Origin of the sequence: Colwellia sp. BRX10-4 (genome assembly GCF_014077465.1) — a bacterium.
Taxonomy (GTDB): domain Bacteria; phylum Pseudomonadota; class Gammaproteobacteria; order Enterobacterales; family Alteromonadaceae; genus Colwellia_A.
Window position 1 is genome coordinate 81,463 of sequence record NZ_JACGVZ010000005.1, and the last position, 15,587, is coordinate 97,049.

At 39.9% G+C, this 15,587-nt stretch carries 13 protein-coding genes; 10 read left to right on the forward strand and 3 right to left on the reverse strand.

What is annotated here, in order from left to right:
• Positions 1-18 precede the first annotated feature (18 nt).
• On the forward strand, positions 19-825 hold the full coding sequence (locus H4J67_RS06430; RefSeq protein WP_182203228.1) for a DUF4198 domain-containing protein: 807 nt from the start codon (positions 19-21) through the stop codon (positions 823-825).
• Position 826: 1 nt separating this feature from the next.
• Here H4J67_RS06430 and waaA read toward each other — a convergent pair whose 3' ends face one another.
• The gene (gene waaA, locus H4J67_RS06435; RefSeq protein WP_182203230.1) at positions 827-2,119 is read right to left on the reverse strand and encodes a lipid IV(A) 3-deoxy-D-manno-octulosonic acid transferase; all 1,293 of its coding nucleotides are present in this window, start codon (positions 2,117-2,119) and stop codon (positions 827-829) included.
• 173 nt (positions 2,120-2,292) lie between these two features.
• On the opposite strand from waaA, the gene H4J67_RS06440 reads away from it, so the two are divergent.
• Positions 2,293-3,075: a serine aminopeptidase domain-containing protein gene (locus H4J67_RS06440; protein WP_182203232.1), complete on the forward strand. Its 783-nt coding sequence runs from the start codon at positions 2,293-2,295 to the stop codon at positions 3,073-3,075.
• Between the two features lie 14 nt (positions 3,076-3,089).
• Here H4J67_RS06440 and H4J67_RS06445 read toward each other — a convergent pair whose 3' ends face one another.
• Positions 3,090-3,521, reverse strand: coding sequence for an Lrp/AsnC family transcriptional regulator (locus tag H4J67_RS06445; protein ID WP_404842490.1), 432 nt, complete (start codon positions 3,519-3,521; stop codon positions 3,090-3,092).
• A gap of 175 nt (positions 3,522-3,696) precedes the next feature.
• On the opposite strand from H4J67_RS06445, the gene H4J67_RS06450 reads away from it, so the two are divergent.
• From H4J67_RS06450 to recG, 8 genes are all read left to right on the forward strand, one after another.
• Entirely contained in the window at positions 3,697-4,908 is a 1,212-nt protein-coding gene (locus H4J67_RS06450; RefSeq protein ID WP_182203234.1) for a glycine C-acetyltransferase, read from the forward strand.
• Positions 4,909-4,930: 22 nt separating this feature from the next.
• Positions 4,931-5,959 (forward strand): L-threonine 3-dehydrogenase, encoded by a 1,029-nt coding sequence (gene tdh, locus H4J67_RS06455; protein WP_182175055.1) that lies wholly within the window; start codon positions 4,931-4,933, stop codon positions 5,957-5,959.
• 175 nt (positions 5,960-6,134) lie between these two features.
• On the forward strand, positions 6,135-6,761 hold the full coding sequence (gmk, locus tag H4J67_RS06460) for a guanylate kinase (protein WP_182175052.1): 627 nt from the start codon (positions 6,135-6,137) through the stop codon (positions 6,759-6,761).
• Positions 6,762-6,866: 105 nt separating this feature from the next.
• Positions 6,867-7,151 carry a DNA-directed RNA polymerase subunit omega gene (gene rpoZ / locus H4J67_RS06465; RefSeq protein ID WP_070375402.1) on the forward strand — a complete coding sequence of 95 codons (285 nt, stop codon included), beginning with the start codon at positions 6,867-6,869 and terminating at the stop codon, positions 7,149-7,151.
• 169 nt (positions 7,152-7,320) lie between these two features.
• Positions 7,321-9,438 carry a bifunctional GTP diphosphokinase/guanosine-3',5'-bis pyrophosphate 3'-pyrophosphohydrolase gene (gene spoT / locus H4J67_RS06470; protein WP_070375401.1) on the forward strand — a complete coding sequence of 706 codons (2,118 nt, stop codon included), beginning with the start codon at positions 7,321-7,323 and terminating at the stop codon, positions 9,436-9,438.
• A gap of 38 nt (positions 9,439-9,476) precedes the next feature.
• Positions 9,477-9,866 carry a RidA family protein gene (locus H4J67_RS06475; RefSeq protein ID WP_070375400.1) on the forward strand — a complete coding sequence of 130 codons (390 nt, stop codon included), beginning with the start codon at positions 9,477-9,479 and terminating at the stop codon, positions 9,864-9,866.
• A gap of 163 nt (positions 9,867-10,029) precedes the next feature.
• On the forward strand, positions 10,030-10,737 hold the full coding sequence (gene trmH / locus H4J67_RS06480; protein ID WP_070375399.1) for a tRNA (guanosine(18)-2'-O)-methyltransferase TrmH: 708 nt from the start codon (positions 10,030-10,032) through the stop codon (positions 10,735-10,737).
• An 86-nt stretch (positions 10,738-10,823) separates the two neighbouring features.
• Complete coding sequence (gene recG, locus H4J67_RS06485; protein WP_182175046.1) at positions 10,824-12,914, forward strand: ATP-dependent DNA helicase RecG; 2,091 nt, start codon at positions 10,824-10,826, stop codon at positions 12,912-12,914.
• 48 nt (positions 12,915-12,962) lie between these two features.
• Here the strand turns inward: recG and H4J67_RS06490 are convergent, their stop codons facing one another.
• A complete protein-coding gene (locus H4J67_RS06490; RefSeq protein WP_182175043.1) occupies positions 12,963-15,584 on the reverse strand; it encodes an immune inhibitor A domain-containing protein in 2,622 nt (873 codons plus the stop codon).
• Between the last annotated feature and the right edge of the window lie 3 nt (positions 15,585-15,587).

Below are 15,587 nucleotides of genomic sequence, written 5' to 3' on the forward strand. Positions count from 1 at the left end.
CTAGACTTGGAATATAAAATGACTTTAAAAAAAATAATCGCGTTCACCTTAACTTGTGCCATTAGTACACAAGCTTTCGCTCATTCTCGCTGGGTTTTACCAAGCCACTTTAATTTGTCTGCGGAACAAGGCGAATGGATCATGGTTGATATAACCGCATCAAATGAAACTTTTAATGTTGATAAAGCTATGGGTACAGATTTAGTGAGAATTATTACCCCTAATGGCAAGCCATCAAGGGCTTCATCAAGCTATAAAGGTCATCGAAAAAGTGTCGCGGATTACTTCTTAAAAGATTCTGGGACCTATAAAATAACCAATAACAGTGAGGCTAGCTTTATTACCTCTTATACTATCGACGGAGAGCATAAAAGATTATCAGCCAATAAGACAGAATTAGCTGGCAAATTACCGACCGAAGCTATAGCGATCAAAACCACTTATCGTTATGCAAGAATAGAGAGTTATGTCACTTTAAATGCACCAAGTGATAACTTTAAAACCGAGGGTAAATTATTAGAATTGCTACCGGTTACTCATCCATCAGATATTGCTGAAAATGAAAAGGTGACTTTCAAATTTTTATTTAATGGTAAGGCACAAAAAGATGTTGCCGTAGAAATTACCGCCGACGGCGCACGTTACCGCAATAACCCGCAAACATTAACTTTGCTCTCAAATGAAAAAGGTGAAATCAACTTCACACCGAGCGCGGCAGGTCGATATTTATTAGTTGCTGAGCACAAAGAAGACACACCAAACTCTCCTTTAGCTGACCAGCAAATGGGCAGTGTCTTTTTAACATTTGAAGCACAACTTAATTAAACTAAAGTAACGTCAATAATTGTTTTACACTTCGGGCACTAGCCCCTTGGTTTTGTGTTACCACGCGGTAAGCATTTTCTCCCAATGTTTGCTGCGTTTTTTCTGATAAAAAAATATCAGCAATGACTTTACTTAGCTCATCAGTCATCTTCGCATTGTCTTGGTCAGTGAGCTCAACAATGCCTTTTTCAGCAACGAGTTGCTGCATAACCTCAACAAAATTACTCATATTAGGGCCAACAACAATCGGTTTTTTAAATAGCGCAGGTTCAAGTGGATTATGCCCACCAATATCAGAAAAACTGCCCCCCATAGTCACAACGCTAGCTAAAGCACACGTTGGTAACAACTCCCCTAAACTATCGAGTAACCAAACTTGTTTATCACGAGTTACTTTTTCTTGGGTGCTGCGCCGGGCAATATTATAACCTTGCGCTACACATAATGATGCAACATCATTAAAGCGCTCGGGATGACGCGGTACAATAATGAGTAATAGTTGTGGCAAGCTTTTCAGTAATTCAGCAAACGCATTTAACGCAATGCTTTCATCGCCTTTATGAGTACTGGCAACAACCCAGATTAATCGTTCGGTGACCACAAATTCAGCCAGCTCTTGCTGTTTATCTTTTATTGTTTGATTAACACTGATGTCAAACTTCACATTTCCAGAAACCTTGCAGCGAGCAGCATCGGCACCTAAGGCTAAAAAGTGCTCATAGTTCACTTGGCTTTGACATAACACTTTATCAAAACGGTTAATTGTCGGTGTGATTAACCAAGCTAGCTTGCGATAATTGTTCATCGATTTTTGTGATAAGCGGCCATTAATCAACAACAATTTTATTCCTTGATCTGCACTTTGCGCGATTAAGTTTGGCCACAACTCAGTTTCCATAAAAACTATCGCCTTTGGTTTCAATTTATTCAAAAATGCTGCCACACAAAAGGTACTGTCTAAGGGTAAATAACAATGTTGAACACGTTCCCCAAACAATTTTTTAACTTGCTCTGAACCCGTTGGAGTAAAAGTAGTAACAGTAACAACACGATGAGGTTTTGTTTCCAGCAGTTGGCTAATAAAACTCTTTAGGGCAATAACTTCACCGACACTCGCCGCATGAACGATAATGCCACCTGCTTTAAATTCTCGAGGTAAAAACCCTAAGCGTTCGCTGATACGCTGCCGATAAGCTTTTTGTTTTATTGAGCGAAACTGAAGTAACAACCAAACGATCGGGAGTAAGCAAAGAAAAACAAGTCGATATAACATTAAAGATAATTGATAACGCACAGAAAAAACTCTTTAGTTGTTGATAAACGCAGTATAGCGACTAAAGCAAACAATAAAAATACCCAAAGTCGATGGAGTTTGTTATCGTCGTGATATTAAAGGAACTAAAATAGTAGCGCAGGAAAATGAGCAAATTTCATTTCATCAAGAACATATTCAACCATGGCTTCGTTATGGTTAGCTTTATACTACTAGCCCCTTTATTATCCGCACAAGAATATGAAGAACCGACATATAATCAAGTAGATGTTAGCCAAGTAAATAAAAAAGATATGCCACAAAAAGTAACGTTTCACGCTGACGACGATTTTGTTTTATCGGCTAATTATTATCTCGGAGACACGCTTGGTGGCGGCGTATTATTACTCCATGACTGCTCCCACAGTAGCGAAAGCTATAATGTACTGGGTGAATTACTAGCCGAGCAAGGTATTAATGCATTAGCCATTGATTTTAGAGGCTATGGCGCAAGCGAATCTGAAGATTTTTCTCACCAAACGATAAAATACCAAGTAAAAGACATTGTTAGCTACCAAGCTGAAGTTGCCATGCTGACCTCCTATTGGGAAAAAGATGTTCTGGCAGCTTATAATTATTTACGCAATAAAATTGGCGAGCAACAACCTATCTCTCTTGTTGCCAGCGGTTGCTCAGTCAATGAAGCGGTACGCTTAGCAGAAAAGATTCGCATTAATAGCTTTGTTATACTTTCGCCTATTATGGATCATATAGAAAAAGAGCATTATAAAAACTTAATTGATATTCCTGCTTACTTCGTCAGTTCAGCAGATCATGCCGATAGCTTTTTAACCGCCCAAGAGCTATTTTCATGGAATGGCGACCGTCACTCAACCAGCCAAGTTTTTCAGGGCGTTGACCAAGGGCATAACTTATTGCGCCGCAATAAGTACCTAGCAATTAACCTGACTTCATGGCTAAACACCACTTTGAACTGATCAGTAAATACGCTTTATTTTTCGAAAACAGTATCGAGAATAATAGAAGAATTTGTCCGTTCGACCCCTTCTAGCGAACAAACTATATTAAGAATTTCATTTAACTTTTTTAATGTTTGTGCCTGAATGGTCGCTAACAAATCATATTGACCGCTAATAGAGTATATATGACTAATATTGTGTATTTTTCTTAACGCGATACAAATATTTCGCCTAAGATTAGGATTTACTTTTAGTGATACATTCGCCGAAATCAACTGATTACTATATTCACTGCCTAAAACAATACTGTAGGCTTTTATCACACCACTATTTTCTAATTTAGTTAAACGATTTTGTATCGCTGTGCGAGATACACCAGTCGCTCTAGCAATGTCAGAAACGCTTGCTCGGGCGTTGCATCGTAAAATAGCGAGTAGCTCTTCATCTTTTTCTGTAATCATCATTTATACCCGTTAACCATTCAAAAAACCAATTAGACACTAACAATAGTCAATTTGATAGTGTCACATGTCAATTTAACTAATCAAATAACCATAAAATTAACTAGTGTCACTTTTTTCAATCTTCATCTAGGATAATAATACTAGTATTATCCAAACCTATTAATAAGGAATTGTTGTGAACGACTCTTCAAACAACGCAAGTTTTTATGCACATTTAAATGATCAAATTGAGCAAGTTAAAGAAGACGGTTTATATAAAGCCGAACGTGTTATTACCACAGCACAACAACCGAACATTGCCGTAGCTAGTGGTGAAGCGGTAGTCAACTTTTGTGCTAACAATTACTTAGGTTTGGCCAATCATCCTGAGCTTATCGCTGCAGCAAAAGCAGGCTTAGACGAGCATGGTTTTGGTATGGCATCGGTACGCTTTATTTGTGGTACCCAAAACATTCACAAAACACTTGAAGCAAAATTAAGTCACTTTTTAGGCATGGAAGATACTATTCTTTACTCTTCATGTTTTGATGCTAATGCCGGTTTATTTGAAACCTTATTGGGCGCCGAAGATGCGATTATCAGTGACTCATTAAACCATGCTTCAATTATTGATGGTGTGCGTTTATGTAAAGCAAAACGTTACCGTTACGCTAACAATGACGCCAGCGATTTAGAGCAACAACTCATTGCAGCTGATGCCGCAGGTGCACGTTTTAAATTAATTGCTACCGATGGCGTATTTTCGATGGACGGCGTTATCGCTAACTTAAAAGCAGTGTGTGATTTAGCTGATAAATATAATGCTTTAGTGATGGTTGATGACTCACACGCTGTCGGTTTTGTCGGTGAAGAAGGCCGAGGTAGCCACGAGTATTGTGATGTAATGGGCCGTGTTGATATTATAACCGGCACACTAGGTAAGGCTATGGGTGGCGCTTCAGGTGGTTACACCTCAGGTAAAAAAGAAACGATTGAATGGTTACGTCAACGTTCACGCCCTTACTTATTTTCTAATTCGTTAGCACCCGCTATTGTTAATGCGTCAATCACCGTGATTGATTTATTAGCCGAAGGCGGCAAATTACGTAAAACATTAAAAGATAATGCCCATTACTTTCGCACGAACATGGAAGCTGCAGGTTTTACCTGTGCGGGCGCTGATCACGCGATTATCCCAGTGATGTTAGGCGACGCAAAAGTAGCCAGCGAAATGGCGAGCCGCTTATTAGCGGAAGGTATCTACGTGATTGGCTTTTCATTCCCAGTCGTTCCTAAAGGGCAAGCACGTATTCGAACTCAAATCTCAGCCGCTCATACCCAAGAGCAACTTGATAAAGCCATCTCTGCCTTTATTCGTATTGGCAAAGCAATGAACATTATCGGTTAAGGTTAGGATTAAAGGAAATACCATGAAAGCATTAGCAAAGTTAAAAGCCGAACCCGGCATTTGGATGACTGAGAGTAAAAAACCACAACTGGGTCATAATGATTTATTAATTAAAATTAAAAAAACCGCTATTTGTGGCACCGACATTCATATTTACAACTGGGACGAATGGGCACAAAAAACCATTCCCGTTCCTATGGTGGTCGGGCATGAGTATGCCGGCGAAGTGGTCGGTATTGGTCAAGAAGTCAAAGGATTTACTTTAGGTGACCGGGTGTCTGGCGAAGGCCATATCACCTGTGGTCATTGCCGAAATTGTCGCGGTGGTCGTACACATTTATGCCGAAATACTGTCGGTGTCGGTGTTAACCGAGAAGGCTCATTTGCTGAATATTTAGTGATCCCTGCTTATAATGCGTTTAAATTACCCGATGAAATATCTGACGATTTAGCTGCGATATTCGACCCTTTTGGCAATGCTGTTCATACGGCTTTGTCTTTTGACTTGGTCGGTGAAGATGTACTTATTACTGGCGCAGGTCCTATTGGCATTATGGCAGCAGCTGTTGCTAAACATGTCGGTGCGCGCCATGTTGTTATTACTGACATTAATGAATATCGCTTGGATTTGGCCCGAAAAATGGGCGCCACTCGAGCAGTTAATGTCAGTAAAGAAAGTTTAACTGATGTGATGACCGAACTAGGGATGACTGAAGGCTTTGACGTTGGCATGGAAATGTCGGGCGTACCTATGGCCTTTACGGCTATGTTAGAAAACATGAATAACGGCGGTAAAATCGCTATGCTCGGTATTCCTGGTCAAGATATGGCCATTGATTGGAGCCAAGTTATTTTTAAAGGCTTAACAATTAAAGGTATTTACGGTCGTGAAATGTTCGAAACTTGGTACAAAATGGCGAGCTTAATTCAGTCAGGTTTAGACTTATCACCGATTATTACTCATCATTTTGATATTGATGATTTTCAAAAAGGCTTTGATACCATGCGTTCAGGCCTTTCTGGTAAAGTTATCTTAAACTGGGAAAGTTAAACCTTTTGGTTTAATCAACTGACCTGTTAATGAAAATATAAAGCCAGCTAAAAAGCTGGCTTTTTTATTAACAATGCTGCTCTTGCTATCGGTAAGCAAGTTTAGAGATGAAATACCCCATCAATTCGTTATAATAAACATTATTTATTTTTCACCTCTTTTATAAGGCAATATTGTGACAACTCCCGGTAATTTATTTATTCTTTCCGCACCTAGCGGCGCAGGAAAATCTAGTTTAATTAAAGCCTTATTATCTCAAGAGTCGGCCAGACCGATGCAAGTGTCGGTTTCTCACACCACACGAGCACCCCGTCCGGGTGAAAATAACGCTGAACATTACCATTTTATTAATGTTGAGCAATTTCAAAAGCAAATTAAACAAAATGAGTTTTATGAGTATGCTGAAGTTTTTGGTAACTATTATGGCACCTCAGCATCTGCGATAGATAAACAACTTGCACAAGGTATTGATGTTTTTCTGGATATCGATTGGCAAGGCGCCAAGCAAGTACGGATAAAACAACCCAGTGTCACCACAATTTTTATTAGTCCGCCTTCAAAAGCAGAACTTGAAAACCGTTTAAAAAAGCGCGGACAAGATAGCGATGCCACCATTAAATCTCGTATGGCACAAGCAAAAGCAGAATGCTCGCACTACACTGAGTTTGACTACATTATTGTTAATAACGACTTTACTCAGGCGCTGAGCGACTTAACCACCATCGTTAATAACCAACGCCTAAAATGTCAGCAACAAGCGATAACGCATCAATTGATGTTCGATGAATTATTAAAAGACTAATATTTCTACTGTATTTTCACCTAGTATAGGTATATACCTTGCTTAATCGCCTGTAGCTCAGTAAACTACGGCACTATTTTATAAATTTTAAGTTGGAGTGACCAAATGGCTCGCGTAACTGTTGAAGGTGCTGTAGAAAAAGTAGGCAATCGTTTTGACTTGGTGTTAATCGCATCACGTCGTGCTCGTCAAATTGCCACAGGTGGTAAAGATCCTTTAGTTGACCCTGAAAATGACAAGCCTACCGTTATAGCTTTACGTGAAATTGAAGCCGGTTTAATCACTACTGAAGTAATGAACAATAGCGACCGTCATGAACAAGTTCAGCAAGACTCTGCAGAACTTGCTGCTGTTGCAGCCATTGTTGGTGGCGCTCAGCCACAGCTATAAAATCTTTTGTCGCCTTATAGCGAGGAGATATAAACTAAACGCGTAATCATTGTTCATGATACGCGTTTTTTATTGTCAGTATTTAACGAATAACGTATTGTGTTATGCTGACTTAAAGCTTTGACTGGCGGAATAAGACCGTTCAGCTTAATCATCAAGGATTCAATGCGTGTACCTTTTTGAACCATTAAAAGAACTTGTTTCAAGCTATCTTTCTAAAGTACAAATTGACTTATTAAAGCAAGCTTACCTTGTTGCGCGTGAAGCGCATGAAGGACAAATGCGTTCAAGCGGTGAGCCTTATATTACTCATCCGGTAGCCGTTGCTTTAAACCTAGCAAAAATGCACCTTGACCATGAAACCTTAATGGCGGCATTACTCCATGATGTTATTGAGGATACTCCGGTAACTAAAGACGAATTAGCCGAATTATTTGGCTATACCGTTGCTGAATTAGTTGAAGGTGTCAGTAAGCTTGATAAATTAAAGTTTGATAACAAAGAAGAGATGCAAGCGGAAAACTTCCGTAAAATGATACTTGCCATGGTGCAAGACATACGCGTAATTCTGATTAAACTTGCCGACCGCACGCACAACATGCGCACGCTCGAATCTTTACGTCCAGATAAACGTCGACGTATTGCCCGTGAAACATTAGAAATTTACGCCCCCATTGCTAACCGTTTGGGTATTCACGATATTAAAAGTGAATTAGAAGTTTTAGGTTTTGAAGCCCTTTACCCGATGCGCGCACGTGCGTTAAAGTCAGCGGTAAAAAAAGCCCGTGGTAATCGCAAAGAAATTATTAATAACATTCAAGAAGAAATTGCGGCTCGTCTTAAAGAAAGTGGGATTGAAGCGCAAGTTATTGGCCGAGAAAAGCACCTTTATTCTATCTATCGTAAAATGCTCAATAAAGAATTAATGTTCAATGAAGTTATGGATATTTACGCTTTTCGTGTCATCGTAGAGAATAAGATCGATAATTGTTACCGAACACTTGGCGCTGTGCATAACTTATTTAAACCGATTGAAAGCCGCTTTAAAGATTATATCGCTATTCCCAAAACAAATGGTTATCAATCGCTGCATACTTCATTGATTGGTCCACATGGCATCCCTGTTGAAATTCAAATTCGTACACAAGATATGGATCAAATGGCAGACAAAGGAGTAGCCGCTCACTGGTTGTACAAACAAGACGGCGATAAGAGTGGCACCACAGCTCAAATGAAAGCTCGTCGTTGGATGCAAAGTTTATTAGAATTGCAACAAAGTGCTGGTAGTTCATTTGAATTTATTGAGAACGTAAAGTCAGACTTATTTCCTGAAGAAATTTATGTCTTTACCCCAGATGGACGCATTATTGAATTACCCATGGGCGCAACTGCTGTCGATTTTGCTTATGCTGTACACACTGATGTTGGTAATTCATGTGTCGGGGTTAAGGTCGATCGTAAACCTTATCCACTAAGTCGAGCTATTGATTCAGGGCAAACCATTGAGGTTATTACGTCTTCTGCTGCTCGACCGAATGCCACTTGGTTAAACTTTGTTGTTACTGCTAAAGCACGCTTACAAATTCGTACTTATTTACGTTCACAAGAGCAAACAGAATCTTATGGTTTAGGACGACGTTTATTAAGTCATGCCTTAGGTAAAGTCCATATCGAAGATATTGACCAAGCAAAAATTGATCAGGTTGTTAAAGAGACCGGTAATACCAGTCTTGATGGTCTACTCGTCAATATTGGCTTAGGTAATGCGTTAAGCATAGGTATTGCTAGACGATTAACCGATGAATTTACTATAGATAGTGCAGAAAGTGGCTTCGCTGATCCAAACAGTAAAACCAAAATGCCAATAAAAGGCAGCGAAGGTATGTTGGTCAGTTACGGAAAATGTTGCCGTCCTATTCCAGGAGACGCTATATTAGCTTACTTGAGTCCTGGTAAAGGTTTAATGGTGCATCAACAAGGTTGTCGTAACATTAAAAACCATGAACAAGGTAGCTTATTTCCAGTAAAATGGGACAGTGACATTAACCGAGACTTCATTGCAAAATTACGTATTGAAATAATGAATCATCAAGGTGCACTCGCCGCATTGACCAATGTTATTGCTAAATGTGAATCCAATGTTCATGCGTTAAATTCTGGTGAAAAAGACTCGGGACTATATGCGATTGACATGGAAATAACCTGTCGAGACCGCGTTCATTTAGCCGATATTATTCGAAAAATAAAAGTGATGATTGATGTTCAGCGTGTTGTGCGCAATAAGTAGTCAATCATCTTTAACAAAATTACTATGTAGGAAATACTATGAAAACAATTATCAGTACAGATAACGCACCCAGTGCAATCGGCACATACAGCCAAGCGGTAAAAGTTAATAATACCGTTTACCTTTCAGGCCAGATCCCTCTTATTCCAGAGACAATGACTGTTGTTTCTGAAGACTTTACCGAACAAACTAATCAGGTATTTAAGAACTTAGTTGCGGTATGTGAAGCAGCAGGCGGTAATATTAACGATATGGTGAAGGTAAACATTTTCATGATGGATCTCGCCAACTTCGCAACAGTAAACGAAGTAATGAGCCAATATTTTCAGCAACCCTACCCAGCACGCGCTGCGGTACAAGTTTCTCGTTTACCCAAAGACGTATTAATTGAAATAGATGGCGTGATGGAATTACCTAACGTCGGCTAATTTTCGTTGTTAACTATAAAGTATATTCTCCCCCTTAAATTTAACGGTTGCACCTAACCATTAAATTTAAGAGCAAGTTGTCAAAAATAGATAAGCAATCTCGTATACAGATTTGTTTAGCGCTTTTTAGATGATGAACCATAAAGTGTAGATGTGAAGTGTAATGACTCCTGAAAGATTAAAAAGAATAAACGCGATGCTCGATAAACGCCAACCAGATTTAACTGTTTGTATGGAAGGTGTTCATAAGTCACATAACCTTGCCGCGGTTGTTCGCACCGCCGATGCTGTTGGCGTTAGTGATGTACATGCCATCTGGAAAAGTGATGAAATGGAAGTACGTGGCGGCAGTGCTGCGGGTAGTCAAAACTGGATTGATGTGCACAACTACACGACAACTAAAGATGCTATTGATGAATTAAAAAAGCAAGGCATGCAAATTTTAGTGACCAACCTTTCTGATAGCGCTGTAGATTTTCGTGAGATCGATTACACCAAACCAACGGCTATTATTTTAGGCCAAGAAAAGTTTGGTGCTTCAGATATTGCACTTGCAATGGCCGATCAAGATATTGTTATTCCCATGGTTGGCATGGTGCAATCGTTAAACGTTTCTGTCGCTTCGTCTGTGGTTTTGTATGAAGCACAACGTCAACGTCAATTAGCTGGAATGTATGACACTGCTCGAATTGATGATAATCGCCGTCAGCGTTTCTTATTTGAAGGTGGACATCCTATTTTTGCTGAAGCATGTAAACGTAAGGGCTTACCTTATCCTGTGATTGATGAAGAGGGACAAATCATTGCCTCTGAACCATGGTGGGAACAGATGCAAATGACTCAAGCGGCTTGGAAAGCATTAGATAATTAATCGACAGCATTGCTGAAATTTTATAGCTAAGCCCTTAAATATGCCATTTAGGTGATTTGACTATATGATAAAAGGACAATAACTTAGTGTCAAAAGGGCTAGCCAAACTCGCACAAATAGCCATCACCAGCTTAAAAGGTGTTGGTCCAAGCATGGCAGAAAAACTTGAAAAAGTTGGCTTGCGCTCACTACAAGATTTACTTTTTCATTTACCCAATCGTTATGAAGACCGGACTCGTGTTACCGCAATACGAGACTGCTTTCCTGGTGTTTTCACTAATATTATTGGTGAAATCACTGGTAGCCAAATCATTAATGGCAAGGGACGTATGTTACTGGTTACCGTTCAAGATACTTCAGGAACAGTCACCTTACGTTTTTTTCGCTTTAGCGCTGCACAAAAAAATAGCTTAGCATTAGGGCTGAACATTCGCTGTTATGGTGAAATTAAACGTGGCGCTCGTGGTTTTGAAATAATTCATCCTGAGTATAAATCCCTTGATGAAGACCAGCCTTTAACCGAGGTAGAAGAAACACTAACCCCCGTTTACCCAACAACTGAAGGCTTACGGCAAATAACTTTACGTAACTTAACCGAGCAAGCGTTAATTAGATTAGAACGAGGCCAAGTTGAAGAGTTATTACCTGATGAGTTTAATTTGCAAAATTATTCTCTTGCGCAAGCTTTGGCGCTTATTCATCGTCCACCCCCTGAAACTTCAGTGATACAACTGGAAGAGGGTAAGCATCCAGCACAGTTGCGATTAATAAAAGAAGAATTATTGGCGCATAATTTAAGTATGCTGAAATTACGCCAGTCTAGTGATGCTCATCGTTCAATCTCTTTAATCGATGATCAAGTACTCAGTGATAAATTTTTAGCCTCATTACCTTTTTCACCCACCAATGCTCAAGTGAGAGTGGTAAAAGAAATTCGTCAGGACCTGATGAAAACTCAGCCAATGATGCGCTTAGTACAAGGTGATGTGGGTTCAGGAAAAACCTTAGTAGCGGCACTTGCAGCACTCACCGCTATCAGTAAAGGCTTTCAGGTTGCCTTAATGGCGCCAACAGAAATATTGGCAGAACAACATGCCCTTAATTTTAAAAACTGGTTTGAACCGCTTGATATCAGCGTCGGCTGGCTAGCTGGAAAAACGAAGGCAAAAGCAAGACGTAGCGCACTAGAGCATATCGAAAATGGTAGTATGCAGATGATTGTTGGTACCCATGCTTTATTTCAAGATAAAGTTATCTTTCATAATTTAACACTGATTATTATTGATGAACAACATCGCTTTGGTGTACATCAGCGTTTATCACTACGCGAGAAAGGCGCTTTTGAGGGTAATTATCCGCATCAATTGATTATGACAGCAACTCCGATCCCTCGCACGTTAGCCATGACTGCCTATGCCGATTTAGACACCTCTATTATTGATGAACTTCCCCCAGGAAGAACCCCGATAAATACCATCGCCTTACCTGACACACGCCGTGAAGATGTAGTTGAACGCATTCGAAAAGGCTGTGTAGAAGACAATCGACAAGCTTATTGGGTGTGTACATTAATTGAAGAGTCTGAAGTATTACAATGCCAAGCAGCAGAAGATACGGCGGTGTATTTACAAGAGCAACTAGCAGAATTAAAAATTGGTTTGATACACGGAAGAATGAAAGCCGCTGAAAAACAGTCAGTAATGGAAACGTTTAAAAAAGGCGAACTAGACTTATTGGTGGCGACAACCGTTATTGAGGTCGGTGTTGATGTCCCCAATTCCAGCTTAATGGTCATTGAAAACCCTGAACGGTTAGGCTTAGCGCAACTCCATCAGCTACGTGGTCGTGTAGGAAGAGGTACAGTCGCTTCACATTGTGTCTTAATGTATAAAAGCCCACTCTCTAAAACCGCAACCAAACGCTTAGCGGTATTACGTGAAAGTAATGACGGCTTTGTTATCGCACAAAAAGACTTAGAAATACGAGGTCCAGGTGAATTTTTAGGTACCAAGCAAACGGGTCTCGCCGATCTAAAAATAGCAGACTTGCTCAGAGATGCGCATTTAATTCCAGAAGTACAGCAACATGCTTATCTTATTTGGAAAAAACACCCACAAAATGCCCAAGCGATTATTCAGCGTTGGATGGGAGATCGCGAATACTTTACCAATGCTTAAGCTGCTTTATATAGAAATAAAACAGCTAAGCCAAGACGAAAGCGCAAATTACTTTCTTATTATTCTCAATAAATACAAGCTCAACAATAAACCAAAGCTTATTGCTCCTCCACCTGAGGTTTTCACTTTTGCTGGTGCGGTAACAACAACAGCAGGTGCTTTACTAACCGTGATGCTTCTGGTCGTTTTAACGCTAAGGCCTGTGCTATCCATTACCGTTAATTCAACACTATAGGTACCAGCCTGAGTAAAAGTGTGATTAGGGTTTTGTATGTTACTGGTACTATTATCATCAAAATCCCAAGCATAACTATATTGTGAATCCCCCCCGACTGGACTTGAAGTAAAGGTCACCACTAAATCATTAGCTGAATGAGAAAATGAAACGCTTAAATCGGACGCTTCCGAGGAGCTTGAAAGTGTTACGGTTGCCGAAGTACTATCAGAGCTTTGCAAGTCGACCTTCATGCTAAAATCGAGTTTGGGTAGGATAACACCAGACTCAGGTTGACTTGGCGAAGAGTAATCATTGGAATCGCTAAAGAAACTCTTTGCAACATTATGCACATCACCGTTAAAAGGTTGTTGGTCGTATAAACTAAATGCCGCGTCGTGTATCTGATATGCCGAATTTCTGTTACTGCCATTAGACGCCTTTACTAAGTTTTGATCAGCATCAACCACACCGATAAATAACTGGCCAGCATGTTCATCTACCTTATTGTCAGCAATATTTTCATTACGATACCAAAGTAAAACACCCGCATCGTAGCCAATATTTTTTAAGCGGCTATCAACACTGGTATGACTGCGTAATTGAACATAATAGTAATGGGGTAAACCGGCAATTTTATCAGCTAAACGGCTAAAGCCCGCAAGTGTAGCTTGATTTTCTACTTCGCCATCGATAGCAAAGATCTCACTCGCACCATTGAATACTTTTATTTCATCTGCGACAAAGCCATAACCCCCTTCCGCTTGATCGGTAACATAATTAATTTTAATGACAACACTTTGTCCAGCAAAGCTAGCAAGATCAAAGGTTAAATCAGTCCATTTTAAATCACCTTCTGCATTGGCAATATCCGCTGAATTTCCGCTGATATATTCACCTATACTGGGGTAATATGGATTGCTATTTTGGCTGTAATTTCCCTTAATTACGGTGTTGTTTACTAATACCTGCAGGTAATCATAGTCTTGTTCTATTTCCCAGCGCGCTTTCATCGACAATGTCGGGGTACCTGCTGGCAGGTCGACTGAGAACGACATACTGTTTTCCAACATATCACCCTTATTAGAATAAAATTGATATTCTCCCGCGTAAGCAGCTGGAAAATCTAATACAGAGGGCGGTAAGTTCACCTTAATCTGGTTAACCGCAGTATGATCAACCGTACTAACCAAGGAGATACTCTCATTGTTTAATGTCGCAAAATCAACTTGCCGTTGAGTTATCCAGTTGCCTTGATAACGCTCCTGTAGATAATCACGGGCCAAAGGACTAAAAGCAGATGGGCGAGTTCCTGCTGGAGAGCCCAGCCAAGTACCAGAAGCCATAACTGACCATTCTGAAACAGGCGCCCCAATATCACTACTATCGATATCATATTCGTCAAGTAAACCTAAATCATGACCAAATTCATGGACAACAACGCCCGGAGCCGCATCAATCGGATTAATGGTATAACCAAACGCTTTTATCTCAGAGCCAGGAATAGTGGCTGGTTGATCACCCGCATCATTGAGCACAAAACTTCGATGTGACCAAATAGCATCTTCGGCTAAATTACCACCACCGGCTTCCTCACCGATACTCGCATGGAAAAGCATAATATGATCAATAATACCGTCAGGTTCATTAACATTTCCGTCTCCGTCAAAATCAAATAAATCAGTTTTGTCGTAAGGGGATAAATCTAAACCATTAGCAACAAGTTGTGTAACTGCTTCAACAACAAGCGCCTTAACATTTTGATCATTTTCGGTTTCTTCGTCGTTACTACCATAATAACTGGCATTATTCTCTGCAGTCACCCAGCCCTTAACTTGGCCGGTAAAAAAGAATTTCTGACCAGACTCATGTTGATAATATTGATAAGCCGATTCAATATTTTGTCCTGATGGACCATCAAATCCACTCGTAGAAAATAAGAGCTCATTATAATGAGCAGGCGAATAATTCTCATAAAACATATCGGTATCATTCGCTGACAAACCATTATCGTTATGCTTTAAATCATTAAAATCGATCAGTATCGCTAAAATATTAACCGTGGTTTCAACGTCAGTATCCGCTGTTTCTTGTAATAAATAATGGGCTATTTGCGTTTTTTTCAATTGACTATTGAAGCCCATCTTTTCACGGCGTTCTCCACTACTAAAACGTTCAGCGGCTACCACTTTTTTTGATAAGGCCTGAGGCAAAAATTTAGGTTGAAATGACTTTTTTATCAGATAGTTAGACAGTGCTTGCTTTTTTTGTTGGTCAGTGGCGTTTATTGACAATTCACCTCTTTTTTCTAACCAATAGAGAATACGCTCTTTGTTAATAACACCAGCATCTGCTGGTGAACTTTTTGAAAAACGTTTTATATCATCAGTATTCTCTGCTCGTAAAGGCAGCTGACTTATCAAGACCAACAAAGCTAATAGATAGGGTATCTTCATGAG

What these genes read in the sequence shown, in the direction of transcription:
- H4J67_RS06445 (WP_404842490.1), bottom strand. Translation starts at nt 3,521, where the DNA reads ATGATGATTACAGAAAAAGATGAAGAGCTACTCGCTATTTTACGATGC.
- trmH (WP_070375399.1), top strand. Translation starts at nt 10,030, where the DNA reads ATGACTCCTGAAAGATTAAAAAGAATAAACGCGATGCTCGATAAACGC.
- tdh (WP_182175055.1), top strand. Translation starts at nt 4,931, where the DNA reads ATGAAAGCATTAGCAAAGTTAAAAGCCGAACCCGGCATTTGGATGACT.
- H4J67_RS06490 (WP_182175043.1), bottom strand. Translation starts at nt 15,584, where the DNA reads ATGAAGATACCCTATCTATTAGCTTTGTTGGTCTTGATAAGTCAGCTG.
- H4J67_RS06440 (WP_182203232.1), top strand. Translation starts at nt 2,293, where the DNA reads ATGGTTAGCTTTATACTACTAGCCCCTTTATTATCCGCACAAGAATAT.
- rpoZ (WP_070375402.1), top strand. Translation starts at nt 6,867, where the DNA reads ATGGCTCGCGTAACTGTTGAAGGTGCTGTAGAAAAAGTAGGCAATCGT.
- H4J67_RS06430 (WP_182203228.1), top strand. Translation starts at nt 19, where the DNA reads ATGACTTTAAAAAAAATAATCGCGTTCACCTTAACTTGTGCCATTAGT.
- H4J67_RS06475 (WP_070375400.1), top strand. Translation starts at nt 9,477, where the DNA reads ATGAAAACAATTATCAGTACAGATAACGCACCCAGTGCAATCGGCACA.